The sequence below is a fragment of the Gephyromycinifex aptenodytis genome, assembly GCF_012277275.1.
Classification (GTDB): Bacteria; Actinomycetota; Actinomycetes; order Actinomycetales; family Dermatophilaceae; genus Gephyromycinifex; species Gephyromycinifex aptenodytis.
On record NZ_CP051155.1, the window covers coordinates 3360083 to 3383043 of the forward strand.

Here is a 22961-nt window from a genome sequence, read left to right on the forward strand (position 1 = left end):
CGAGCGCTGAGACGTCGATCTGGCTACTGGGCGGACAGCGCTACGCTCGGGCCGTGACCCAGCACACTCCGTGGACGCCGACGCAGGGGCGTGACATCGTCCGGGACGCAGAAACACTCGTCGTCAAGGTGGGTTCAAGCTCGCTGACCACCCCCCAAGGAGTCCTGGACGTGCAGCGGTTGGGGCGGCTCGCCGACACCCTCGCGGCTCGGCGGTTAGCCGGTACCCGGGTCGTCCTGGTCTCCTCTGGCGCGATCGCTGCCGGCATCCTGCCGTTGGGCTTGACGAGGCGGCCCAAGGATCTGGCCACCCAACAAGCTGCGGCCGGGGTAGGGCAGGGCGCTCTGATGGCTGCCTATACGGCGGCGTTCGGGGCGCACGGATTGACGGTGGGCCAGGTTCTGCTCACCGCTGATGACCTGATTCGCCGCCAGCACTACGCGAATGCCCGGCGGGCGGTAGGCACCCTGCTACGTCTGGGGGTAGTGCCCGTCGTCAACGAAAACGATGCCGTAGCCACCGATGAGGTGCGCTTCGGCGACAACGACCGGCTCGCCGCCTTGCTGGCCCACCTCACCCACGCCGATGCCCTGGTACTGCTCACCGACGTCGATGCGCTCTACGACGGCCCACCCCAGGAGCCCGGAGCACAACGTATCGCTTGCGTGAGCGCCCAGAGCGAACTGGCCTCGGTACGGATCAGCGGCTCCGGTTCACGGGTAGGTACTGGCGGAATGGTGACCAAAGTGGAAGCGGCCCGAGTGGCGACCGGGGCGGGGGTGTGCACCCTGCTGGCCGGGGCCGAAGACGCCACGAAGGCCTTGGCAGGGGCAGATGTCGGCACGTTGTTCCTTCCCACGGCCGATCGGCCCACCTCTCGCATGTTGTGGTTGGCGCACGCCAGTGATCCCGCCGGGAGACTGGTCGTGGACGAGGGTGCGGCGCAGGCGATTGCCAGCGGGAGAGCCTCACTGCTGCCCACGGGCGTGGTTGCCGTTGAAGGTTCGTTCGGCGAGGGCGCGCCGATCGAGATCGTCGAACGCAGCGGAAAGCCCATCGCACGCGGATTGGTCTCGTACGGCAGCGATGAGTTGCCGCGTCTGCTCGGACGATCCACGCACTGGCTGGCCGATGTCTTCGGACCTGACTATTCGCGCGAGATCGTGCATCGGGATCACCTCGTGCTCTTGTGAACTCACGGGTGCGCCCGGGCTCCGGCCGAGAGGGTCTGGCGTGCCGGAGCGAGCGTGGCTCCAGCCGGTGTGCATCTGCGGCCCAGCACCGTCTACCGTCAGTGACATGACGGTTCGTATCGAGCGCGCCCACGTGCGCGACGTCAAGCGGGTCAAACCGCTGTGGCAGCTTTTAGTTCAGCGTTACGCCGACGTCGCGGCCGATGATTGGCCGGTTCGTGACGCGAACGATGCCTGGCAGCGTCGACACCAGGACTACTTGACCTGGATCAACGAAGCCAGCGGCGTTATCTTCATCGCCTGGGAAGGCGAAGGCGAGGCCGCGCGGGCCATCGGTTACGCAGCCCTGCGTTTCGTCGATTCCGGTGCAGCCATTGACCTGGGGGAACGCGTCGGCGAGATGGAATCGCTCGCGGTCTATCCCGAACACCACGGCAAGGGCATCGGCACCAGCCTCATCACGGCCTGCCGCAGAGAACTGGAACGACGCGAAATCGCTTTCTGCTGCATCGAAACCCTGGCCAGCAACGAGCAGGCCGTCGCGCTGTGCGAACGCAACGGCTTCCGCCCCTACATGGTGCGCCTCATCCGGCGTATTGAATTGGACTGAGCGCCGGAACGCTGAGCCCGTCTCAAAGCGGGCGCCACCGACAGGACAGTCTGGGCCGAACAGGCAGGCGGGCCCGTAGGGTGAATCCATGACCGATGCACCCTCCCCGGCCGAGAATGCGGCAACCGAACAGGTCGCACAGTTGGCGCGGGCAGCCCGCGGAGCCGCCCGAAAATTGGCGCTGCTCTCCCGCGCCGACAAAGATGCGCTGCTACTCAAGCTCGCGGACGCGCTGGAGGCCGATGCCTCGGCGATCCTCGCGGCGAACGAGCTGGACCTGGTCGCCGGGCAGGAGGCGGCCGTGCCTGATTCCCTGCTGGACCGGCTTGCGCTGGACCAAGACCGGTTGGCGGGGATCGCACAGGCGGTACGGGACGTCGCGGCCCTCCCTGACCCGGTCGGTGAAGTGGTTCGCGGATCCACTTTGGCCAACGGTCTGCAGATCCGGCAGGTGCGCGTGCCGATGGGCGTGGTCGGCATGATTTACGAGGCTCGGCCCAACGTCACCATCGATGCCGCTGCGTTGGCTTTCAAGAGCGGCAACGCCGTCCTGCTGCGCGGCGGCTCGGCTGCCGCGAACAGCAATAGGGCCCTGGTCGAGGTGGTGCGCCGGGTGCTGGCCGAAGCCGGTTTGGCCGACGCCGTGGCTTCCCTGGATGAGGGTGGGCGGTTGGCCGCCCGGGCGTTGATGCGGGCCCGCGGCCTGGTCGACGTCATCATCCCGCGCGGTGGCGCCGACCTGATCGCCGCGGTGGTGCGCGATTCGCTGGTTCCGGTCATCGAGACCGGCAGCGGGAACGTGCACGTCTACATCGACGCGGCCGCCGACCCGGTGCGGGCGCTGGAGATCGTGCTGAACAGTAAGACCCAACGCCCCAGCGTGTGCAACGCCGCAGAGACCCTGCTCGTGCACGCGGCGCGAGCCGACGATCTTTTGCCTGAGCTGTTGCAGGCTCTATCCGACGCGGACGTGGTGTTGCACGGGGATGCCGCGACCCGGGCGGCCGCAGGTTCGCTCGTGGTCAGGCCAGCAACTGACGAGCACTACGCAACTGAGTTCCACGGTCTGGAAATGGCGGTGGCCGTCGTGGATTCGATCGACGCTGCCATCGAGCATGTGCGCCGGTACAGCACCGGCCACACCGAGGCGATCGTCACCGAAGACCGGGCGGCGGCACGGCGCTGGACCAGTGAGGTCGACGCGGCGGTCGTGGTCGTCAACGCCTCCACCAGGTTCACCGACGGCGGGGAGTTCGGATTCGGGGCCGAGATCGGCATCAGCACTCAGAAGTTGCATGCCCGCGGTCCGATGGCGCTGCCGGAACTGACGACGACGACCTGGATCGTCGAAGGTGACGGACAGATCCGCACCTGAGCCGAACCTGCCCGCGCGCTCGCCGGGGGATCCGGCCGAAGACCAAGCGCGCTGGACGGGGCGTTAGAGTCGGGCGACGACACATCAGCACTTCCCGGCACTGCCGGGTGACGGAAGGTTCCTATGGAAGGCTCTGAGGTCCGCAAGCTCGCCGCACTCGAGGACGAGCACTGGTGGTATCGAGAGCGCCGGCACCTGCTCGCGCAGGCCGTCAAAGACATGACGCCCGGCCTTGCCCTCGACATCGGTGCCGCCGGCGGCGGGAACACCCGCGTGCTGCGGGACCTGGGCTGGAACGCCATTCCACTGGAGTACGGCCAGCCGGGGGCGCAGGTCGCCGCCGAGCGTGGGCTGTCGGTGATTCGGGCCGACGCGACGCGGCTGCCGTTCGCTGACCAGAGCCTCGACCTCGTCGTCGCCTTCGACGTCCTGGAGCACCTCGCCGATGACGAGGGCTGCGTGCAGGAGGTCATGCGAGTGCTGCGTCCGCACGGACGTTTCCTCGTCGCGGTGCCGTGCGACCCGAAGCTGTGGAGTGAGCACGACGTCGCCGTCGACCACCTGCGCCGCTACACCCGGGAGACGTTGACTGCGCTGCTGGAGCGCCCCGGTTTCGAGCTGCGGTCGATGACGTCCTGGAACGTGCTGCTGCGCCCGGTGGTGGCGCTGCGGCGCAAGAAGAGCACCGGTAGCGACCTGGAAGATCTGAACCCGATCGTGAACTTCGGATTGCGCACGATCATCACTGCCGAGCGCTACCTTCCGGTGGGCTCACTGCCCGGTGTGACCCTCATCGCCGACCTGCGTCGAGTCTGAGGACCGGGCTGCGCGAGCGGCCACCCGGTCCTCGGCGCTGAGAGCGCGAGGTCGCTGCGAGGCGGCAGCGCTGGCAGCGCTGTAGGACCGGGAGTCGCGTTCGGGCGCCGCCTGCGTCGCGACCGGATCCGGGTCGTCGTGGGGGTAGGGCTCGATGATCTCCACGGCCGAGGCGGGACGACCGGTGGGTGCGGTACTTCCGTGCCCCTGGCGATCGGCTTCATCCAGGCGCGCTGCGCGCGCGTTCTCGGCCGAGTCGTAGGCGACGAAATAGGTCGGGATGCCTTGCATCATCGTGTACATCCGCCCGACGTATTCACCCAGCAGCCCCAGGCAGAGCAGCTGAATAGCGCCCACTGCCGAGACGGTGACGACTGTAGATGCCCACCCCGACACCGCGCGTCCCATCCAGACCGAGGCGAACGCGTACACGAGGATGAGCAGCGAGAACACTCCGCCGAGCAGCCCGCACCAGGTAGCCAGCCGCAACGGGGCCATCGAGTGACTCGTCAGACTGTCGATGGACAGCTTGATCATTTTCGCCAGCGGGTACTTGCTTTGCCCGGCTGCTCGTTCTTCGCGTCGGTAGGCCGCTTGGGCCGAGGGGAAGCCCAGAGCGGGCACGACCAGGCGCAGGACCCGGTGGTGTTCGGGCAAGGCGTTGACCGCGTCGACGGTGGCCCGAGACATCAGCCGGAAGTCACCGGCATCGGGTGGGGCTTTGGTGCCGGAGACGAGCTGCATCATCGCGTAGAAGGCGCGTGCGGTGCCGCGCTTGAAGGCGGTGTCGGTGGAGCGGTCTTCACGCACCCCGTAGACGACGTCAACGTCTTCGGTGTGGGCCAGCCTCAGCATCTCGGCGATGACCTCGGGTGGGTCTTGCAGATCGGCGTCGATGGTCACCATGTAGTTGCCGCGGGCCCGGGCCAAACCGGCCGAGATGGCGGCCTGGTGGCCTGCGTTGGCGCGAAGCCGGATGACACGCAGTTGCGGCCACTCGCGGCGGAGCCGCTGGAGCAGGACCGCGGAATCGTCGGTACTGCCATCGTCGACGGCGACGACCTCGTAGGAGCTGTCGATCCCGTCCAGAACAGGTCGCAACCGTTGAACGAGCAGCGGCAACACCTCTTCCTCGTTGTAGACAGGGATAACGACCGAGAGCTCCGGATGCATGCCGTCCAGGGTACGGCGCGTAACTGGACGTTCGCCCGCGTGACGGGGGAATCAGGGCCAATGGTCCGCTGCGGCGGTGAAGAGGTTGCACCGCCGGCCTGCCCGGGCTGGGTGTGTCTCGCGCCGGGTGCCCTGCTTGGCGCCACCGCCCGCTAGGCTGAGACCTATGTCCTCGCTCTCACTAGCTTTCACCCTCGCCGCCGCCGCTGAGGCGGGCGCCGTCGGAGGCTTGCCCCCGATCGTTTTCGGCATCACCGCCTTCGCTGTCTTCATGCTGCTGCTGCTGCTCGCGTGGCTGTTCCGGCACTCGGCCCAGACCATGATCGAGGGCCATCACGTGGGTGAGGACTACGCGCGCACCCACGGGGGCGCCACCGGGGGAGCACCCGGGAGCGGGCACTGAGCCAGCGTCTGGGCGTGATGGGTGGAACGTTCGACCCCATCCATCACGGTCACCTTGTTGCCGCCAGTGAGGTTCAGCACCTCCTCGGTCTGGACGAGGTGATCTTCGTGCCCACCGGGCAGCCCTGGCAGAAGAACGACCGTGACGTCTCGCCGGCCGAACATCGCTACTTGATGACCGTTATCGCAACCGCCTCGAACCCGCGGTTCTCGGTGAGTCGAGTGGATATCGACCGTCCGGGGCCGACATACACGATCGACACTTTGCGCGATCTGCACACCGAGAGCCCGGAAGCAGAGTTGTTCTTCATCACCGGTGCGGACGCCCTGGCGCAGATCTTGTCGTGGAAGGACGCCGACGAACTGTTCCAGTTGGCGCATTTCGTCGGTGTCACCCGCCCCGGGCACCAGCTGAGCGACAAAGGACTACCTGAGCGCGAGGTCATCCTCACCGAGGTGCCGGCGATGGCGATCAGCTCCACCGATTGCCGTCAGCGCGTCGAGGAGGGGGAGCCTGTCTGGTACCTCGTTCCCGACGGTGTGGTGCAGTACATCAACAAGTACAGCCTGTACCTGCCCCCGTCGGCTGTGAACGGCCAGCAGCCGACGCTGCGGTCGGTCCCGCCTAAGCGGCCCCCGGCTGCAGCCGTCCTAGCCCAGCAATAACAGCGCCTGAACTCAGGCGAACGACATCAGGAGGAACGTGCCCGCCACCCCCGAGGCCTTGAAGTCAGCTCAGATCGCGGCCACCGCCGCGCACGACAAGCTCGCCACCGACATCGTCGCGGTAGACGTGAGCACTCATCTGGCGCTCACCGACATTTTCGTTATCGCTTCGGCGCCCAGCGACCGGCAGGTTGTCGCCATTGTCGACAACGTCGAAGAACAGATGCGCAAGGCGGGCATGAAGCCGCTACGGCGTGAAGGCGAACGCGGCGGGCACTGGGTGCTCCTGGACTTCGGCGACATCGTCGTACACGTCATGCAGGACGAGGACCGCGTTTTTTACCAGCTGGAACGGTTGTGGAAGGACTGCCCGGCCGTCCCGTTGGAGTTGGACCAGGCTCCGGGCGAGAACGCTGCCCACGAGAGCGACTCTGCGCAGGGCGGTACCGACACCCCTGAGGAGAACGGCGCGTCCTCATGAGCGCCGGGCGGCGCCTGGTCGTGCTCCGGCACGGGGTGACCGAGCACAACCTGCGCGGCATCTGGCAGGGTCACCTGGACAGCGATCTGTCGGATGCGGGCCTGCAGCAGGCACAGCAGGCCGCGCCGGTGGTCGCCGGGTACGCCCCGGAACTCGTCGTCAGTAGTGATCTGCGCCGGGCTGCGGTAACGGCGGACACGGTCGTGGCCGCGCTGCCGGGAGCAGCCGAGGATCACAGCTCGGACGCCGTAGCGGGACAGGCGCGGGCTACGCGGGTGCAGGTGCGCCGAGATTCACGGCTGCGCGAGATTCACTGCGGCCAGTGGCAGGGTCTGGAGACCGCGCAGATGATGCAGCGTTACCCCGACGCGCAGGCGTTGCTGGCCAGCGGCACGGACTTTCGCCGCGGCGTGGACGGCGAGACGTACGCAGAGTTGGCCGATCGGGTCGCTCAGGCCGTCCAGGACGTGTTGTCTGAGTTGTCGCCGGGCGCGACCGCGCTGATCGTCACCCACGGTGTTGTCGCGCGTGCGCTCGTGGGCGACCTGCTCGGGATGTCTCGGGAGTCCTCGTGGCTGGGGCTGTCGACGCTCGGGAATTGCCACTGGGCTGAACTCCTGGAGGCGGGCTCGCATTGGCGTTTGGCACGCTGGAACGCGGGCGCGGTCATCGATCCAGCGACGCTCGCAGCCCCAGCCCACGTCCCCCGATTTGGCACCAGGGCCACCGCTGGTTAGACTCATCCGGTCCTCACAACGTGGGAGACAGGGCAAGACCTTTCACCGATTCGACCTCGTGTCGTTGACGTGTTCGGGGCTGTGGCGCAGCTGGTAGCGCACCTCCATGGCATGGAGGGGGTCAGGGGTTCGAGTCCCCTCAGCTCCACCCAAGATAAGAAATTCAGAACTGCCCCGCCTGATGGCGGGGCAGTTTCTCGTTCTGCGGTGACATCGGTCGGAGCGACGATGCTTGTTGTAGAGCTCGTTGAGGTGGACCAGAGGTTCGGTGAGCTGGTCAAGGCCGGCGCGGATGCGGTCTTAGACGCCATCTACACGCCCGGCGAGCCCACATGCAGCGTTTTCACGCACATCATTACTTCGTCGTCGATGGTGACGCGAGTGAGCAGGGTCCGGTTGAGGACGCGCCGTTCGGCTGGTTCGCACTTTGTTCGCTCTTGACGAGGTCGCGCGCGGTGCGCTCCAACGGCGTCAACCCCCGCGCCAACACCGTCTCCGGCAACGCACCTATCGGGTCACGCCGCCGCGAGGCGACGGTGCTCGCCCGCTCTGAGTCCGTAAGCCCACCGGGCCGGAAGCCCTCGTTCAGGGGGATTCACCGACCCCGACACCTCACCCAACACCCGGTCGTGTCAGTCGGGTCTCGAAGGCCCGAGTGGTATGAGCCAACCCCCGCAACCCTCATAGGCCTCAGCAGCCGGATCAACAAACGTCGCCATCCCAACAGTCCTCTCTACGTAGCGGCGGTACGCTTACGAGGTGCGCGTCATAGACCGTTGGCCCCATGGCAGTCGGGAGGGTGCGCGATACTTGAATTGAGCCTTCGTGGCCGCCACGGATGCCCGAGACTTCGACACGAGTTCGAGGTCAGTGCGCTAGAGGGGACGCTGGGATGTACAACCTGCTGATCGGCCTGACACGAGGCGAGGTTGAAGCTGATCGCCTGTTTGAACACACGCCAGATGATGTCCGGCAGTACCTCGCTCCGGAGGCAGGCCAGGTCAGGATCGAGCGTCTCTCGAACCTACCGACGCTGCTCATGCCGGAGACTGGGTTCGGTGATGAGCCGCAGATTGCTCGCGTTGGCCATGTCACAAATGTGAACAACTCCAGGTATGGCTACACGTTTACCTTTGTCCCCAACCCCGCGATTGCACCGATTCCCTCGCCCAGAATCGAGGCGGCAGCGGGCGCTCTGGACATCACTGATTGGGAATTCCATCGGACGCACTGGGCTGTCAAGGGCGTTGACTTGTACCGCGTCCTCGACCAAGAGCTCTCTTCCAGGGTCAAGCCCAAGGTGTTCCAGTTCCCAACCTCAGAACCGTTCGACCCCGACCTTGTGGCAGTGATGATGCCGTTCAGCCCAGCCTTTGCGGCGGTGTATGAGTCCCTGAAAGCAGGCATCGAAGGGGCAGGGATGCGTTGTCTGCGTGCCGACGACATCTGGGAACGAGACCACATCCTCGACGACGTGCTCAGCCTCATCTGGCGCGCCCGCGTCGTCATCGCCGATCTCAGTGAAAAGAATTCCAACGTCTTCTACGAAACCGGTATCGCGCACACGCTTGGACGCGACACCATTCTGGTCGCCCAGTCCATGAATGACATTCCCTTCGACCTTCAAGGGATTCGGGCACTCAAATACCTGAACAACCGTGAAGGACGCGCCGAGCTGTCCAGAGGGATCACCAGCCGTCTGAAGACGATCACCGCTTCCTGACCCGACTCGGTAGGTGTACAACCTGCCGTTTCCGGTCAGATGCTCGGTAATGTCCGTGAGCACAAGCGGTTCGGGCCATCGGCGGTGAACTTCCGCTGGACCAGGTCGTTGTGGACCGGCAGACCCGGTAGTGCCCGGTGTTCGCAGGGACATTGCCCCGGGCCACGACCGTGCTGGGAGCTCGTTGCGCTGCTACCCGTCTCCCGCAGCTAGGAGCGCTCGTGATCGGTCATCTGGCCGTGCCCGACGAATGAGGACGCCGATCGACGCAGCCAAGGCCATTAGGGTCGGCGTGTGGAACGACGTCTCTTTGATCTCACGACCTGGCCCGCACCGCAGCCGTATCGACTCCTTACCGGGCTCGTCGTGCCGCGGCCGATCGCCTGGGTGAGCACCGTAGATGCCGCCGGGATAGGCAATCTGGCGCCGCACTCATTCTTCACGGTCGCCTCGGCTGACCCGCCGATCGTGCAGTTCACCTCCGTCGGTCGAAAAAACACCCTGCGCAACATCGAGGCGACGGGGGAGTTCGTCATCAACATCGTCAGCCGCGAACTGATGGAGCAGATGAACGCCACGGCCGCGTCCGTCGACGCGGCGGTTGACGAGTTCGACCTGGCCGGTGTGGAGCGCGAGCCGGCGCAGCAGGTACGTCCGCCGCGAGTCGCGGCCTCTCCCGCTGCGCTGGAGTGCGTGCTGCATGACGTCGTGCCGGTGGGGAACTCCTTCGTCGTCCTCGGCCGGGTTCTCCTCGCGGCAGTCGATGAGGCCGTCCTCGACGGTGACCGGCCCGCCGAGTGGCTCCTGGATCCCGTCGCGCGCCTGAGCGGGTCCCGCTACGTGACGTACGGAGAGACGCTCTCGCTGCGACGCCCCGACTGAGCGGGTAGTCGAGGCAGCGGGCCGAGGCCGCTCATGTCGGCGCCGATCACGAGGCAGATGCGGGGATAACCGCCAAGGCCAGGCAGGCCGAGGCGATCACGGTCCAGGTGGCACCCACCGGTCAAGGCCAGGGTGGCGTTCGGGTAGCCGGCCTCCCGCGCAGTGAAGGGCCGTGTTCGCGGCATTCGTCGGTCGCCGAGAGGATCGCGACTGTCGCTCAGACCCCCAGCGACAGGTCGTCGAAGTCGCTGAGCTGGCCGCCGCCGGATGACCTTGGCTCGCCGGCAACCGGAGCGTGGCATGTCGATCAGCAGCGTCGCGTCGAACCTGGGCTACGCCCATTCCTCACCCTTGCGCCAGGCCTTCGCGGCCGCGCACGGCATGTCCGCCCAGCGGTACTGCGAGCAGTTGGAATCAGCGCGCCGGTAGTCCGCGGCTGCCCCCGTGGGGGTCCGGCCGGGTGACGAGAGTCTGCGGGGTCGGCCTAAGAAAACCCAGCCCGGCCAAGACGGTACAGACGACCCGGGGGTCGCTGCCTCTAGCCAGTGACTGCCCAACTTGCGGGTCGTGCTCATGCGGGTGTGAGCCGAGGATTATTGACATGTGTCATACGTCACGCCACTGGTCTCACGTTGCGCAGCGGTGACGAACAGCCGCGCGTCGCGGTTAGGATCTCTATAGTTCGGTGTACCGAACATTCAAATTCGTTACGACAGGGAGGTCAGCATGCCGGTTCGTGGACGACTGCTTGCAGTACTAGGGGCGGTCGTTGCTGCCGTGATGGTGCTGGCCGGGTGTTCGGGGGGTAAACCCGCGGCAGATCCGGACGACAAGCCCGTCGTGCTGACCACCTTCACCGTGCTGGCCGATATGGCCGAGAACGTGGCGGGAGATCACCTACGGGTGGAGTCCATCACGAAGGTCGGCGCCGAGATCCACGGCTATGAACCCACACCGGGGGATATCGCCAAGGCATCGGAGGCCGACCTCATCCTCGACAACGGCCTCAACCTCGAACTGTGGTTCCACCAGTTCGTGGAGTCCGTGAAGGTGCCGCACGTCGTCGTCTCCGACGGCGTCAAGGTCGTGAACATCACCGAAGACGCGTATGCGGGCACGCCGAACCCACACGCCTGGATGAGCCCGGTCAACGCCGCTATCTACGTCGACAACATGGCCAAGGCGTTCAGCGATCTCGACCCCGACCACGCCAAGGACTACGCAGCCAACGCCGCTGCCTACAAAGGCGAATTGGACAAGATCCAAACCGAGCTGACCACTGAGCTCAAAGCGCTGCCCGAGAGTCAACGGGCGTTGGTCTCCTGCGAGGGAGCCTTCTCCTACCTGGCTCGCGATGCCGGGCTCACCGAGCAGTACATCTGGCCGGTCAACGCCGAGCAGCAGGCCACCCCGCGCCAGATCACCTCAGCCATCGAGTTCGTCAAGACCAACAAGGTGCCGGCGGTGTTCTGCGAATCCACCGTCTCCGACAAACCCATGAAGCGGGTTGTCGCGGCCACCGGTGCGAAGTTCGGCGGCACTTTGTACGTCGATTCACTGTCTCAGGCAGACGGGCCGGTTCCGACCTACCTCGAACTGCTTCGCTACGACGCCAAAACCATCATCAACGCTCTGACGGGGAAGTCCGCATGAACGCAGCCATCCACGCCCGCGACGTCGTCGTTCGTTACGGGGAGATCGTCGCTCTCGACGGGGTCAGCCTTGACGTCGAAGCAGGCAAGGTCACCGGCTTGATCGGAATGAACGGCTCTGGCAAGTCCACATTGTTCAAAGCCATCATGGGCATGGTCCGTCCTGACAACGGCACCGTACTGCTCAACGGCGGCGACCCGGGCGCTGCCCGCACCAGCGGCATCGTCGGCTACGTGCCCCAGAGCGAAGACGTCGACTGGGCGTTTCCGATCAGCGTGCGCGATGTCGTCATGATGGGTCGCTACGGGCGCATGGGCTTGACCCGACGCCCCCGGGCGATCGACCAGGCGGCTGTTGATGCAGCCCTGGAACGGGTCGAGCTCACCGACTTCGCCGACCGGCAGATCGGTCAGCTCTCCGGCGGGCAGAAGAAGCGCGCCTTCGTGGCTCGAGGAATCGCCCAAGGAGCGCACATCATGCTCCTGGACGAACCCTTCGCCGGGGTCGACAAGCGCAGCGAGGCCACGATCATCCGTCTGTTGCGCGAACTCGCCGACGACGGCTGCGCCATTCTGGTCTCGACGCACGATCTGCACGCGCTGCCGAACCTTGCCGACGAGGCAGTCCTGCTGCTGCGCCGCGTCCTGTTCCACGGCCCCGTCGACGAGGCGCTGCGCCCGGAGAACCTCGCACTCACCTTCGGCCTGGATGTGCTCGCAGAAGGTAGCGCCGCATGAGCCCGATCGATTTCATCCTCGAACCCCTGCACTACGACTTCATGGTGCGAGCGCTGGCTACGACCACTCTGGCGGCCGTCGTCTGCGCGCTGCTGTCGTGTTGGCTCGTGCTCATCGGTTGGTCACTGATGGGGGACGCCGTCTCCCACGCGGTGCTGCCCGGCGTCGTGATCGCCTACATCCTCGGGATCCCGTTCGCGATCGGTGCCCTGATCTTCGGCTTCCTCGCGGTCGCCCTCATCGGTCTGATTCGCGGGACTAGCCGTGTCAAGGAAGACGCGGCCATCGGGATCGTGTTCACCACGCTGTTCGCACTCGGCCTGGTGCTCATCTCCGTTACGCCGAGCCAGACCGACCTCAACCACATCATCTTCGGCAATATCCTTGGTGTGTCGACCTCCGACATCATCCAGATCGCGGGGTTGGCGATCGTCGCCCTGGTGATTCTGCTGCTCAAGCGCCGGGATCTGACGCTCTTCGCCTTCGATCCGACGCACGCCCACGCCATCGGGCTTTCGCCGCGTTTCCTCGGGGCGCTGCTGTTGACCCTGCTGGCACTGACCGCCGTGGTCGCCCTCCAGGTCGTCGGCGTCATCCTCGTCGTGGCGATGCTCATCATCCCGGGTGCAACCGCCTACCTGCTCACCGATCAGTTCGGGCGGATGCTCGTCATCGCCCCGGTGATGTCGGCGGCCTCCTCGATCCTGGGCATCTACCTCAGCTACTGGATCGACGCTGCCTCCGGTGGCCTCGTGGTCGTCGTCCAAGGGATCGTCTTCACCCTGGTGTACCTACTCAGCCCACGTCATGGACTCCTCGGGCAGCGACTGAGCGCACGCCGCCACCGCAACGCCGGTGTCGGGACCGAAGCGGTCGGCGTCGCCGCCGGCGTCTGAGGCCGATCCTCGAACTCAGTCGTCGCCACCGGCAGGAGCGGGGCTCTCCGGCGTATCCGGCGTCACCCACACGGCGTCGCTGGCTGAGCGTCCAAGCGGCATCCGTTGGCCGTTGACGACGACCTCGACCGAGTCTGAATAGGGTGCCCCGGCGCGCGTCTCGATGATGGTGCCGACCCCGATGCCTACCTGCGCCAGGAACTGCAGCAGGCCTGGGTCCTCATCCGAGATGCGCGCCACTCGAGCGCGCGCTCCAGTGCCCAATGCGGTCAGCGTGATCGCCTCAAGGGCTGTCACCGTGCCATCAGCGCGCGGGATCGGATCGCCGTGTGGGTCGTGCTCGGGATGCCCCAGGTGCTCATCGATCCGTTCGATGAGGAACTCCGAGACCGCGTGCTCGAGGGTCTCCGCTTCCTCGTGCACCTGATCCCAGCGATACCCGAGCACATCCACGAGGAAGGTCTCGATCAGCCGGTGCCTACGCACCATCATCAGTGCATGTGCGCGCCCCTGATCGGTCAGGGCTACGGCGCCGTACGGGGTGTGGTGCAGCAGTCCCTGGTCGGTGAGCTTGCGCACCGCGTCTGAGGCTGTCGAAAGCCGCACCCCCACCCGGGCGGCTACCAGCGAGGGTGTGATCGGCTGATCAGACCACTCGCCCAAGCTCCAAATTGCCTTGAGGTAGTTCTGGCTGCTCGCCGACAACGAAGTCACGGACATGTTGGCATGCTACGCAACATCAAACTACGGCAGAACCAAACATCGAGGATCGGTGAGCCGTTCCTCTCCCGATGCGGCGATCGAGCAGGTCAGGCGCATCCGGAACAGAGGCCGAAGACTTCCAGGGTGTGCGTCACATCGGTGAAACCGTGCTCTGTGGCCACCTCGTCCGCCCACGATTCCACCGCCGGGCCCTCGATCTCCACGGTATGTCCGCATTCGCGGCAGACGAGGTGATGGTGATGATCATCGGTCTCGCATAACCGGTAACGGGCCTCGCCGTCCTCGGAACGGAGCATGTCGACCCGTTCGTCCTGAGCCATCGTGCCCAACGTCCGGTACACCGTTGCCAAACCGATGGTGTCGCCCTGCTGACGCAGCCGCATGTGCAACTCCTGGGCGGAGAGAAAGTCCTCGCACTCGCCCAGGATCGCCTCCACCGCCCGACGTTGCCGAGTTGTCCTGCGCTCGGTCTCCACCATGAACCGGTCAGCTCCTCAGTCGCCGTTGGCCAGTCCGACCACTCTACGGCGCACGTTCGGGCTCCTGGGGAAGCTGCTGTATCGGGTGGCTGGCCGGATGGCGGTGAGAGTGATGCTCGTCGTAGTGGTCACCGTGCGGCGCATGCAGATGGCCGTCGTGCAGGTAATCGATGTGGTCCTGGTGCTGGAGCGCGGGGTGACCGCAATTGTCGCCGTGCTCGTGATCGTGCAACTCCGCATACACGTGACTGCGTCCCTGCACGAGGCGCCGCAGCGAATCGAATACGGCCAGCGCCGCGAACACGATCACTGCCAGGACGACGATGGTGCCGCCTGAGGGAGTGTCGAGGTAGAACGAGGCAACAACCCCGCCCACGCTGCAGAGCACCCCGATCACCACGGCCAACCACAGTGCCGCGGCAAAGCTGCGGGCGATCAACTGGCTTGCGGCGTTGGGCACGATCATCAATGCACTGATGAGCAGCAGCCCGACGACGCGCATCGCCACGACAACGGTGACTGCCGTCAAGATCGCCAGCACAAGGTTCAACGCCAGCACCGGCAGGCCCGCCGCCTGGGCGTATTCAGGATCATTCGCGACGGCGAAGAGCCGCGGTCGCAAGATCAGCGTGGTCGCCACGACAGCGATCGCCAGAACCGCGAAGACCCAGACGTCCGAGGTCGTCGTGGTGGTGATGGCTCCGAACAGGTACGCAGGCAGACTGTTCGCTGCGCCCGGCGCTCGCGACATCAGCACGACACCGATGGCGATTCCGCCGTAGAACATGATCGCCAGGGCAGTGTCGCCTCCGGTGCGGCCCTTGGCTCGGATGAGCTCGATGGCCACCGCTGAACCCACCGCTGCGATGAGCGCGGTCAGTACCGGCTCCTGACCGGTGATGGCGCCGACGGCGACCCCGGCGAAGGCGACGTGACCCATGCCGTCACCGATGAGCGACAGCCGACGCTGCACGAGGAAGATCCCCACCATCGGCGCCGACAGTCCGACCAGCAGCGCCGCCAGCAGCGCCCGCTGCATGAAGTCGTACGTCAGCAGCTCGAACATCAGGGGTGGTCCTTTCGGGGGCTTTCGGCAGCCTCATCAGCGCAGATCCGGCCGCTGTCCATGGTGACGACGCGGGTGAACAAGCCGTGCAACGGCGCCAGCTCGTGGGTGACGATGAGCAGGGACACACCTTCGTGCACGAGTCGTTGTAACACCCCTGCCAGCCCGGCCTGGCTGGCTGCATCCACGCCGGCGGTCGGTTCGTCCATGATGAGCATCTGCGGCTGCGCAGCCAGCGCTCGCGCGATGAGGACGCGCCGCTGCTGCCCCCCGGACAAGGTGCTCACCTCATCGCGGGCTCGGGTGGTCAAACCCACAAGGTCCAAGCTGGCAGCGATGATCTTTCGATCTTGGGCCGAGGCGGCGGCGAGCACCCGGCGGTGCGGCAACCGGCCCGTAGCCACGACCTCGCTGACCGTTGCTGCCACCGAGGCCGACAAGGTGTGTCGCTGCGGGACGTAGCCGAGCAGATAGCGCTTTCGGAACTGGGCCAGGGGAGTGCCGAACAACTCCACCTGCCCGCCGAGGTGGTCGTTCAGCCCGAGCAGGCCCTTGACCAGGGTCGATTTTCCGCTTCCGTTCGGGCCGAGCAACGCAACGCGTTCCCCGGCTTCGACCCGCAGATCGATCCCCTTCACGACGGGGCGGTCGGCGTACCCGAAGGCCGCCGACCGTGTGGAGATCACGGCGGCACCGTTCTGGCTCGCAGCGGCGCCGCGCCCAGAGGTCATGAACAACCCTGGCCCCGCTTCAATGTCTGCAGATTGGAGCGCATCAGCTCAAGGTAGTCGCCGCCGTCGGCTGCCTCGTTCAGGCCCTCGATCGGGTCCAGGACTGCGTGATCGGCGCCGGTCTCGGCGGCGAGGGTCTCTGCGACGGCCGGGTTGGCCAGGGTTTCGGTATAGATGGTTCTGACCCCGTTCTTTTTAGTGAAGTCCGAGATGGCGGCCATCGTGCCGGGGTCGGGTTCGTCCTGTGGGCTCAGTCCGGAGATGCTGACCTGGTTCAGGTCGTAGCGGTCGGCCAGGTAGCCGAATGCGGCGTGGCTGGTCACCAGATCTCTACTCGCGCAGGTTTTCAGACCGGAGCGGAACTCGCCGTCCAGCTTCTGCAGGTCTTGGACGAAGGCGGCGGCGTTCTCGTCGTAGGCGGTCGCGTGCGAGGGATCGATCTTGCTGAGCTTGGCTGCGATGGCCTGCGCTACCTGCCCATACCTGATCGGGTCGAGCCAGAAGTGCGGGTCGACCGTGCCCTCTTCGCTCTCGTGGTTGTGCCCCTGATGTCCTTCGTCCTCGTGGTCCTCATCCCCGTGATCCTCGGGGGTCGCGGCGGCGCCGGAGGGCGTGTCGTGCTCGTGCGCGCCGAGCCCGCGGCTGAAGGTCAGTGATAGGTCGGCGGCTTCGGCCACATCCAGCGTGTTCTGCACGCCTTGGCTGGTGATCGCCGAGTCCACCGCAGGCTGCAAGTTCTTCTCGTAGACCGCCAGATCCGCCTTGCTCACGATCGTCACGTCCTTGGCGCTGAGCTCGGCGTCGTGGGCTTCGACGCCTGGTCGGGTCAGGTTCGTGACCTCAACCCGGTCGCCACCGACCCGCGCCACTGCGTACTCCAGCGGGTAGAACGACGCCACGACGCTCACCTTCTCCTCCACATCTGGGGCGGAGGTGGCGTTCCCGCAGGCAGACAGAGCTAACGCAGCGGTAAGGGCAAGAGGGAGGCAGCGACGATCCATGGCCGGAGCCTGACATGGAATGGGAATCGTTGTCAAAAAGACCGGGCTGGCGCGGTTCAGCGGCGTAACGCTACGCCGGGCGCCAAGGCCGCCATGATCCGGGTTTTCCGAGAGGCGAGCTGTCTGGCCTCGGAGACGACCAGTCGGACCCCGGCCGCTGCTTCGGCCTCGTCCAGGGGCTCTGCGGCCGGCGCATATCGGCCTGTTTCCACCGCCGCGCTGAGGGTTAGGAGCGCTTCGTGGGCCTTTGGCGAGAGCGGGCCGATGTGTCGGATCCACGATTGTGCAGCCCGCGGCGACAGGTGAGCCGGGGGAGCGCGGTGGAGATCCTGCATCCGCTCGAGCAGGTTCTGCCAGTAGGCCTCGCAGAGCGCGGCATCGCCCCCATTGCGGGCCTGCTGCAGCCGCCGCCGCCGGATCCACCAGGCGCGTGCCGGCAGCAAAGAGAGCGCCACCACTAGCGCGACGCCGACGAGCAGGGTAGCCAGCCAGAGGGCGCGCGTGCTGGTCGGCGCCGGTTGCTGGGAAGCGTCCGTCCGCGCCGATTCGCCCTCGCGGTCTTGCGGGGGCCGGGTTGCTTTCGCGCTCGTGCTCGGTGTGTCATCAGGGGTGCTGACCGAGGGTCGCGGGCTGTTCGGCGTCGCCGCGGTATGTTGCGGCGCCGCTCCGGTTCGGGCAGCAGGGGTGGGCTCGAAGCGAATCCATCCCAGGTCGGAGAAGTACAACTCGGGCCAGGCGTGGGCATCGGCGGCGACGACTTCGCGCTCGTTGCCCACCGGACGTCCGGGCAGGAAGCCCGTGGCGACCCGGGCCGGGATTCCCTGGGCTCGCGCCATGAGCACCATCGCCGTCGTGAACTGCACGCAGTAGCCCGTGCGTTCGCGCATGAACCATTCGAAGAGTTCGGTGGCGTTCTGCGTGCCCGTGGGTGGGTTGGGCAGGGTGAGGGAGTAGCGGAAACGCTGCGGATCTCGCAGCCAATTCTGGATGGCCGTGGCGCGTGCATAGGGCCCCTGACCGGCAACCTCGGCGGTCGCCTCATCTGAGGCTCGGAAGACAGCCTCGAAATCGGCGTCGGAGTACGGCCCAGGCGCCAGCGCGCCCAGCCACGCGTCATTCCCCAGTGGGCGAATCTCGGCGTCGGTCAACGGGTCAGTGTTGTCGTGGCCTCGGGGGTCGATCTCGGCGTAGGTGAAGGTGTAGCTGTCCGGTTGACGCTCGACTCTCAGGTCGGTAGATCTTTGGTCTGCAGCCCAACGGGAACCGACGACGCTACCGGCGATCACCGGAGCCGGCGCGGCAATGTACGGGGCCTGCAGTCTGGTCTCGGTGACGGTGATGGAACGTCTCGTGATGTCGGTCTCGGGATCCAGTCCGAACGGGTAAGACAGGGCGGGAGTGGCCGAAAACGGAACCCCCACCGCCCGGGGCACCCAAGCGCCATCCTGGAAGGAGGAGGAGAGCGCTACTCGCAGCGGTGGCGGGTCCGGGTCATCGGTACGAAAGCGCAGCACCGGCGTGCGATCGTCGTTGGTCAGGTCGCTCAGGAACGCGGGGCTGGGCGAGAACCCGACCTGGCCGGTGCCGCCTCGCCCCAGTCCGTCCGCTACATAGCGAACAGGTAGCCGAGGCAGCGCCGCACCCAGGATGATCGCCCCGGCCAGAGCGCCGATGCCGATGACCACTGCTGCGGGCGCCAACCATGCCGAGGTCAGCTGTCGCCCGGGGGTGGAGATGGCCAAAACAGCGACCCAGCACGCACCGACTGACGCCGCATACGGCCAGGCCAGCGGACCGTTGCTGTTGGCGACGGCGATGAGAAAGGGGATGACCATGACCAGACCGCCAAGGGCCGGGCGGCGCCAGGTCACGGTGATCAGATCAGCCAGCCAACCCAGGAAGGCGAACGCTGCTGTCAACGTGAAGGCGACCCCGGGTGTTGCCGGCGCGGGCACAGGACTCTCGCGGATCACCGTGACGGCGTCGAGTACATGCCCGCTCCATACGCTGGGCAACGCGCTCAGCGCCATCCCGTCCCGGTTCCACAGCAGCAGAGCCGCCAGGCCCACCGCAGTGCTCAGCGGCGCGAAGCGGGCCGCCCCCAGCTTGCGGGTCAACGATCCGAGGAGAACCACTACCAGCAGCGCCACGACCAGCGGTGAACGCCACGGGGTGGCCGAGAACAGATCCCCCACGGGGCGGGCCGAGCAGTACACGCCGAGCGCGACCAGGCTGGATGCGACGAGGTGGCCCTCGCGTCGCGCAGTCATGGGCGCCGCGCCGGTTCTCGTGCTTGCAGCCGCCACCAGGCCTGCGCGACGCTCATCTCGGGGGTGATGTGCACCGAGGACCAGCCGGCGCATCGGGCGAGCTGGGTGATTTCCTCAGCAGCCGCACTCGGGCCTGACCCGGTGAAGGCTTCCTGGTCCAGCACGAAGACCAGGCCGGTGCGCCCTGGCGGCAACAGTGCGAGCAACGAGCCGGCGGCAGCCTGGTCGTTGCTCGAACAGGCCAGGACCACGCAGGTCGAGCCACCGATAGCGGTCCGGGCCTGCGCAGCGAAACGATCGGGAATTCCAGAGCTCGTCCGGCGCCCTCGGGTCGCTGATGAGGCCTCGGCTTGGGAGGACTTCGAAGGTTGCGGCTCCAAGACGGCAAGTTCGTCCAGGATCTGCGCCAGGGGGTGGTGGCTCGTGACAACGCTGGAATCCCGGCCGGCGTCGGCCACCAAGGTGAGCTCATGTCCGACTGCGTCAAGGTGAACTGCCACCGACCCCATCGCCTCGACGGCCCAGTCCAGACTGTGACAGCGGCCGTCGGCTCCCGCCTGCAGGCAAGGACCCACCAGGAGTGCGCTGTGGTTGCTGCGGGGGTGGCTGTCTTGGCGCACCATGAGTTGGCCTCGATGAGCCGTCACCGGCCAGTGCACCCGACGCAGATCATCGCCGATCCGATAACTCCTGATGGCGATGTCGGGCAGGCCAGGGCTGCCAACGGCGAAGATCGGGTTGCCATCGCCTTCGATGGACACCGCCCCCGGCCTGTCGTGCTCAAGCGGGTGGATCGGCGCTCGTGCGATGACCTCGTAGTCACTGGCTGACAGCAAGCTCACTGTGACCAGGGCGAAGGGATCGCCCAGTACGAGCCGTAGCGGCCCGATCCGATGCCTACCGCGGCGCTGGGCCCGTATCTCCATACCCACGCGGGTGAGCTGGCCTCTGCCCAGTTTCGGCAACCACAGGCTCAGCGGGCCTGAGTGGGGGGAACGGCCCGGCGCGGTCACGTCCAGACCGGCCGAGGCCGGCACCTGTAGTTGCAGGTCAGGGCAGGCGCGAGTGCGGCATCTCACCTGCACCGACACCGCACCAGAGACGCCAGTCTCAAGGGCAGCTTGATGCTGGATAAGCTCAACGTCTACCTGAGGTCTAAAAAGCACGACGAGGGCAGTGGACAGCAACGGCAGTAGCAGTGCCAGCAGGCCGACGCGGGCCAGGTCGGCAAAGCCCAGCACCAGGCCTGCTCCGGTGAGGGTGAGGCCTGCGGCCACCAGGCCCCGGCCGCGCCCGCTCAAGTGGGGCCGAGTCCGCGTCGTGGTGCTCACGGCTCTGCCCGGCGTGGGTAGTGGCGCGCCGCCATGCTCAACCCGCGGTCGATCGCAGTGCGGGCACCGGGGTCGAGCCCAGCACCTGCGCGATGACCTCGGCCGGGCTTCGCCCCGAGAGCCGCCCCTGGGCCGCCAACAGCACCCGGTGTTCCAACACGGCGACGGCCAACTGCTGGACGTCGTCGGGGAGCACGTGTGCTCGCCCGCTCATGACCGCAGCAGCGCGGGCCGCCCGCAGCAGGTGCAACCCCGCGCGCGGGGAGGCGCCCAGTCGCAATTCTGGATGGGTGCGGGTAGCGCGCACGATGTTGACGATGTAGTGCCGCAGCGCGGGCGCGGCGTACACGCCCTGCACCGTCGTGGCGGCGCGCTGCACGTCCTGCACAGTGGCCACGGGATCCAGCCGCGCCAGGGGAGAGGTCCCGCTGTGCTGCTCTAAGAGCGCGGCCTCGGCCTCGGCGCTGGGGTAGCCGATCGCCAGGCGCGCCATGAACCGGTCGCGCTGGGCTTCGGGTAGCGGGTAGGTGCCTTCCATCTCCAGGGGGTTCTGGGTGGCGACCACCAGGAATGGGTTCGGCAACGGGTAGGTCTCCCCGTCAACGCTCACCTGGGCTTCCTCCATGGACTCCAGCACGGCGGACTGTGCCTTGGGGGAGGCGCGGTTGATCTCGTCGCAGACGACGATGTGGGCGAAGATCGCACCGGGTCGGAAGCGGAAAGCCCCGGTCGCCGGATCGAAGACGTTGACGCCGGTGACGTCGCTGGGGAGCAGGTCGGGAGTGAACTGGATGCGCCGCATCGGGATGCCGAGGGCTTGTGCCAGCGCTTTGGCCAGCGTGGTCTTGCCGACGCCGGGGACGTCCTCCAGTAGTAGGTGCCCTCCGGCGAGCAGGACCGTGACCGCCACCTCGATGACTTCGTTCTTGCCCTCGATCACGCTGGCGGTGGCGCGGGTCAGGGCTGCGGCCAGGTCGTGGGCGTGCTGTAGGTCTGAATCCTCCACGAGTGCGTCCTTCCTCGTTGCCGATGGGTGTTGCACCCGCCCGCTGTGCGCGCTCTGGTCTCGATTGTGAACGACGCGCTGCTCAGACGCCGGACGGTGGGCCCGCGCGGGTCGCCCCACTTTGCTCCACCCCCCGAACTGATGAACCGGCTGAGACCTCTCCCGGGCGGCATTCTGGGTGATTTGCCCGACGGCTGCGGCCGGGTCGCGGTGGTGCCGGGGAAACTCCTCCACCGTTCCCCCCGCCGAGATGCACGTTTTGACCTGCGGCTTTACTTCTTCTTTGCCTGCGGAGGCCCCGTGACGGGTATCTCGGTGGGCTTTAGTGGAGTAAAGTGGAGGAACTGGGAGGCGCCACGCAGCTAGGGGAGGGAGGTGCCCGAATGTTTCTCGGCACCCACACCCCGCGTTTGGACGAGAAGGGCCGGCTGATCCTGCCCGCGAAGTTTCGCGAGAAGCTCGCCGGCGGCCTGGTCGTCACCCGCGGCCAAGAGCGATGCCTGTACGTCTTCCCGATGGATGAGTTCGTTCGGGTCGCTGAGGATCTGCGCGCCGCCCCGGTGACGAGCAAAGCTGTGCGCGACTACCTACGGGTGTTTCTCTCCGGGGCCTTCGATGAGATCCCGGACAAGCAAGGCCGGGTCACCATTCCGCCCGCGCTGCGCGAGTACGCCGGGCTCGGGCGGGACTGCACCGTCATCGGTGCCGGATCCCGGGTCGAAGTCTGGGACAGCTCGGCATGGAACGCCTACCTGGAAAGCACCGAGCAAGCCTTCGCCGACCAGGCGGAGGAGGTGATCCCGGGCCTGTTGTAACGCGCATGACCCGCACACCGTCCCTGGTGTCCGGTCTCCACCCACTCGCCGCCCGGGGTACTTCCCCGATCCCGGGCCCGATCTGCCGGAGTCACTTCCCCGATTCCGGACATCACAGGCGAGCGGGGTGGGGCCCAGATCTCAGGGCCTACCGCTTCCAGCCGCACCGTGTCCGCCACCATCGGCGCGACACCA

The 22961-nt window shown here is 66.6% G+C and carries 24 protein-coding genes, 1 tRNA gene and 1 pseudogene; 16 read left to right on the forward strand and 10 right to left on the reverse strand.

What is annotated here, in order from left to right; all coding sequences use genetic code 11:
- Positions 1–53: 53 nt before the first annotated feature.
- From proB to G9V96_RS14510, 4 genes are all read left to right on the forward strand, one after another.
- On the forward strand, positions 54–1193 hold the full coding sequence (gene proB, locus G9V96_RS14495; RefSeq protein ID WP_168583672.1) for a glutamate 5-kinase: 1140 nt from the start codon (positions 54–56) through the stop codon (positions 1191–1193).
- Positions 1194–1299: 106 nt separating this feature from the next.
- The gene (locus tag G9V96_RS14500) at positions 1300–1803 is read left to right on the forward strand and encodes a GNAT family N-acetyltransferase (protein WP_168583673.1); all 504 of its coding nucleotides are present in this window, start codon (positions 1300–1302) and stop codon (positions 1801–1803) included.
- Between the two features lie 88 nt (positions 1804–1891).
- Entirely contained in the window at positions 1892–3178 is a 1287-nt protein-coding gene (locus G9V96_RS14505; RefSeq protein WP_168583674.1) for a glutamate-5-semialdehyde dehydrogenase, read from the forward strand.
- A 123-nt stretch (positions 3179–3301) separates the two neighbouring features.
- Entirely contained in the window at positions 3302–3994 is a 693-nt protein-coding gene (locus G9V96_RS14510) for a class I SAM-dependent methyltransferase (RefSeq protein ID WP_168583675.1), read from the forward strand.
- On the opposite strand, the gene G9V96_RS14515 is transcribed toward G9V96_RS14510, so the two are convergent.
- Positions 3950–5167 (reverse strand): glycosyltransferase, encoded by a 1218-nt coding sequence (locus G9V96_RS14515; protein WP_168583676.1) that lies wholly within the window; start codon positions 5165–5167, stop codon positions 3950–3952. The genes G9V96_RS14510 and G9V96_RS14515 overlap by 45 nt on opposite strands.
- A gap of 166 nt (positions 5168–5333) precedes the next feature.
- Between G9V96_RS14515 and G9V96_RS14520 the strand changes: the two genes are divergently transcribed.
- From G9V96_RS14520 to G9V96_RS14540, 5 genes are all read left to right on the forward strand, one after another.
- Positions 5334–5570, forward strand: a complete 237-nt coding sequence (locus G9V96_RS14520) for a hypothetical protein (RefSeq protein ID WP_168583677.1) — start codon at positions 5334–5336, stop codon at positions 5568–5570.
- Positions 5567–6235 carry a nicotinate-nucleotide adenylyltransferase gene (gene nadD / locus G9V96_RS14525; protein WP_264318504.1) on the forward strand — a complete coding sequence of 223 codons (669 nt, stop codon included), beginning with the start codon at positions 5567–5569 and terminating at the stop codon, positions 6233–6235. The genes G9V96_RS14520 and nadD overlap by 4 nt, the downstream gene beginning before the upstream one ends.
- A 37-nt stretch (positions 6236–6272) precedes the next feature.
- Positions 6273–6716, forward strand: coding sequence for a ribosome silencing factor (gene rsfS, locus G9V96_RS14530; protein WP_168583679.1), 444 nt, complete (start codon positions 6273–6275; stop codon positions 6714–6716).
- Positions 6713–7453 (forward strand): histidine phosphatase family protein, encoded by a 741-nt coding sequence (locus tag G9V96_RS14535; RefSeq protein ID WP_168583680.1) that lies wholly within the window; start codon positions 6713–6715, stop codon positions 7451–7453. The genes rsfS and G9V96_RS14535 overlap by 4 nt, the downstream gene beginning before the upstream one ends.
- Before the next feature lie 75 nt (positions 7454–7528).
- A tRNA-Ala gene (locus G9V96_RS14540) sits at positions 7529–7601 on the forward strand.
- 294 nt (positions 7602–7895) lie between these two features.
- Here the strand turns inward: G9V96_RS14540 and G9V96_RS15230 are convergent.
- A pseudogene (locus G9V96_RS15230) lies at positions 7896–8045 on the reverse strand (ATP-binding protein); the annotation flags it as partial.
- A 300-nt stretch (positions 8046–8345) separates the two neighbouring features.
- On the opposite strand from G9V96_RS15230, the gene G9V96_RS14550 reads away from it, so the two are divergent.
- The 6 genes from G9V96_RS14550 to G9V96_RS14570 all read left to right on the forward strand — a co-directional run bounded on the left by G9V96_RS14550 (position 8346) and on the right by G9V96_RS14570 (position 13344).
- Positions 8346–9176, forward strand: a complete 831-nt coding sequence (locus G9V96_RS14550) for a hypothetical protein (RefSeq protein WP_168583681.1) — start codon at positions 8346–8348, stop codon at positions 9174–9176.
- 294 nt (positions 9177–9470) lie between these two features.
- Positions 9471–10058 (forward strand): flavin reductase family protein, encoded by a 588-nt coding sequence (locus G9V96_RS14555; protein WP_168583682.1) that lies wholly within the window; start codon positions 9471–9473, stop codon positions 10056–10058.
- A gap of 300 nt (positions 10059–10358) precedes the next feature.
- Entirely contained in the window at positions 10359–10487 is a 129-nt protein-coding gene (locus G9V96_RS15275) for a hypothetical protein (RefSeq protein ID WP_264318473.1), read from the forward strand.
- A gap of 297 nt (positions 10488–10784) precedes the next feature.
- A complete protein-coding gene (locus G9V96_RS14560) occupies positions 10785–11711 on the forward strand; it encodes a metal ABC transporter substrate-binding protein (protein WP_168583683.1) in 927 nt (308 codons plus the stop codon).
- The gene (locus G9V96_RS14565) at positions 11708–12448 is read left to right on the forward strand and encodes a metal ABC transporter ATP-binding protein (protein WP_168583684.1); all 741 of its coding nucleotides are present in this window, start codon (positions 11708–11710) and stop codon (positions 12446–12448) included. Before G9V96_RS14560 ends, G9V96_RS14565 begins: the two co-directional genes overlap by 4 nt.
- On the forward strand, positions 12445–13344 hold the full coding sequence (locus G9V96_RS14570) for a metal ABC transporter permease (RefSeq protein ID WP_168583685.1): 900 nt from the start codon (positions 12445–12447) through the stop codon (positions 13342–13344). The genes G9V96_RS14565 and G9V96_RS14570 overlap by 4 nt, the downstream gene beginning before the upstream one ends.
- 15 nt (positions 13345–13359) lie before the next feature.
- On the opposite strand, the gene G9V96_RS14575 is transcribed toward G9V96_RS14570, so the two are convergent.
- The 8 genes from G9V96_RS14575 to G9V96_RS14610 all read right to left on the reverse strand — a co-directional run bounded on the left by G9V96_RS14575 (position 13360) and on the right by G9V96_RS14610 (position 21951).
- Positions 13360–14064 carry a metal-dependent transcriptional regulator gene (locus G9V96_RS14575; RefSeq protein WP_168583686.1) on the reverse strand — a complete coding sequence of 235 codons (705 nt, stop codon included), beginning with the start codon at positions 14062–14064 and terminating at the stop codon, positions 13360–13362.
- An 89-nt stretch (positions 14065–14153) separates the two neighbouring features.
- The gene (locus G9V96_RS14580) at positions 14154–14546 is read right to left on the reverse strand and encodes a Fur family transcriptional regulator (protein WP_168583687.1); all 393 of its coding nucleotides are present in this window, start codon (positions 14544–14546) and stop codon (positions 14154–14156) included.
- Between the two features lie 43 nt (positions 14547–14589).
- Positions 14590–15612, reverse strand: a complete 1023-nt coding sequence (locus G9V96_RS14585; RefSeq protein ID WP_168583688.1) for an iron chelate uptake ABC transporter family permease subunit — start codon at positions 15610–15612, stop codon at positions 14590–14592.
- A complete protein-coding gene (locus G9V96_RS14590) occupies positions 15612–16298 on the reverse strand; it encodes a metal ABC transporter ATP-binding protein (protein ID WP_226913339.1) in 687 nt (228 codons plus the stop codon). Before G9V96_RS14590 ends, G9V96_RS14585 begins: the two co-directional genes overlap by 1 nt.
- Before the next feature lie 41 nt (positions 16299–16339).
- The gene (locus G9V96_RS14595) at positions 16340–17344 is read right to left on the reverse strand and encodes a metal ABC transporter substrate-binding protein (RefSeq protein ID WP_168583690.1); all 1005 of its coding nucleotides are present in this window, start codon (positions 17342–17344) and stop codon (positions 16340–16342) included.
- A gap of 56 nt (positions 17345–17400) precedes the next feature.
- Positions 17401–19614, reverse strand: a complete 2214-nt coding sequence (locus tag G9V96_RS14600; protein WP_168583691.1) for a transglutaminaseTgpA domain-containing protein — start codon at positions 19612–19614, stop codon at positions 17401–17403.
- On the reverse strand, positions 19611–20945 hold the full coding sequence (locus G9V96_RS14605) for a DUF58 domain-containing protein (protein WP_168583692.1): 1335 nt from the start codon (positions 20943–20945) through the stop codon (positions 19611–19613). The genes G9V96_RS14600 and G9V96_RS14605 overlap by 4 nt, the downstream gene beginning before the upstream one ends.
- Positions 20946–20982: 37 nt before the next feature.
- Entirely contained in the window at positions 20983–21951 is a 969-nt protein-coding gene (locus G9V96_RS14610) for an AAA family ATPase (RefSeq protein ID WP_168583693.1), read from the reverse strand.
- 383 nt (positions 21952–22334) lie between these two features.
- Here G9V96_RS14610 and mraZ point away from each other — a divergent pair, with 383 nt between their 5' ends.
- On the forward strand, positions 22335–22766 hold the full coding sequence (gene mraZ, locus G9V96_RS14615; protein WP_168583694.1) for a division/cell wall cluster transcriptional repressor MraZ: 432 nt from the start codon (positions 22335–22337) through the stop codon (positions 22764–22766).
- Positions 22767–22961 lie beyond the last annotated feature (195 nt).

What these genes read in the sequence shown, in the direction of transcription:
- G9V96_RS14560 (WP_168583683.1), top strand. Translation starts at nt 10,785, where the DNA reads ATGCCGGTTCGTGGACGACTGCTTGCAGTACTAGGGGCGGTCGTTGCT.
- G9V96_RS14595 (WP_168583690.1), bottom strand. Translation starts at nt 17,344, where the DNA reads ATGGATCGTCGCTGCCTCCCTCTTGCCCTTACCGCTGCGTTAGCTCTG.
- G9V96_RS14520 (WP_168583677.1), top strand. Translation starts at nt 5,334, where the DNA reads ATGTCCTCGCTCTCACTAGCTTTCACCCTCGCCGCCGCCGCTGAGGCG.
- G9V96_RS14570 (WP_168583685.1), top strand. Translation starts at nt 12,445, where the DNA reads ATGAGCCCGATCGATTTCATCCTCGAACCCCTGCACTACGACTTCATG.
- G9V96_RS14575 (WP_168583686.1), bottom strand. Translation starts at nt 14,064, where the DNA reads ATGTCCGTGACTTCGTTGTCGGCGAGCAGCCAGAACTACCTCAAGGCA.
- G9V96_RS14515 (WP_168583676.1), bottom strand. Translation starts at nt 5,167, where the DNA reads ATGCATCCGGAGCTCTCGGTCGTTATCCCTGTCTACAACGAGGAAGAG.
- G9V96_RS14510 (WP_168583675.1), top strand. Translation starts at nt 3,302, where the DNA reads ATGGAAGGCTCTGAGGTCCGCAAGCTCGCCGCACTCGAGGACGAGCAC.
- G9V96_RS14565 (WP_168583684.1), top strand. Translation starts at nt 11,708, where the DNA reads ATGAACGCAGCCATCCACGCCCGCGACGTCGTCGTTCGTTACGGGGAG.
- G9V96_RS14585 (WP_168583688.1), bottom strand. Translation starts at nt 15,612, where the DNA reads ATGTTCGAGCTGCTGACGTACGACTTCATGCAGCGGGCGCTGCTGGCG.
- G9V96_RS14580 (WP_168583687.1), bottom strand. Translation starts at nt 14,546, where the DNA reads ATGGTGGAGACCGAGCGCAGGACAACTCGGCAACGTCGGGCGGTGGAG.
- G9V96_RS14600 (WP_168583691.1), bottom strand. Translation starts at nt 19,614, where the DNA reads ATGACTGCGCGACGCGAGGGCCACCTCGTCGCATCCAGCCTGGTCGCG.
- G9V96_RS14550 (WP_168583681.1), top strand. Translation starts at nt 8,346, where the DNA reads ATGTACAACCTGCTGATCGGCCTGACACGAGGCGAGGTTGAAGCTGAT.
- G9V96_RS15275 (WP_264318473.1), top strand. Translation starts at nt 10,359, where the DNA reads ATGTCGATCAGCAGCGTCGCGTCGAACCTGGGCTACGCCCATTCCTCA.
- G9V96_RS14535 (WP_168583680.1), top strand. Translation starts at nt 6,713, where the DNA reads ATGAGCGCCGGGCGGCGCCTGGTCGTGCTCCGGCACGGGGTGACCGAG.
- mraZ (WP_168583694.1), top strand. Translation starts at nt 22,335, where the DNA reads ATGTTTCTCGGCACCCACACCCCGCGTTTGGACGAGAAGGGCCGGCTG.
- G9V96_RS14505 (WP_168583674.1), top strand. Translation starts at nt 1,892, where the DNA reads ATGACCGATGCACCCTCCCCGGCCGAGAATGCGGCAACCGAACAGGTC.
- G9V96_RS14500 (WP_168583673.1), top strand. Translation starts at nt 1,300, where the DNA reads ATGACGGTTCGTATCGAGCGCGCCCACGTGCGCGACGTCAAGCGGGTC.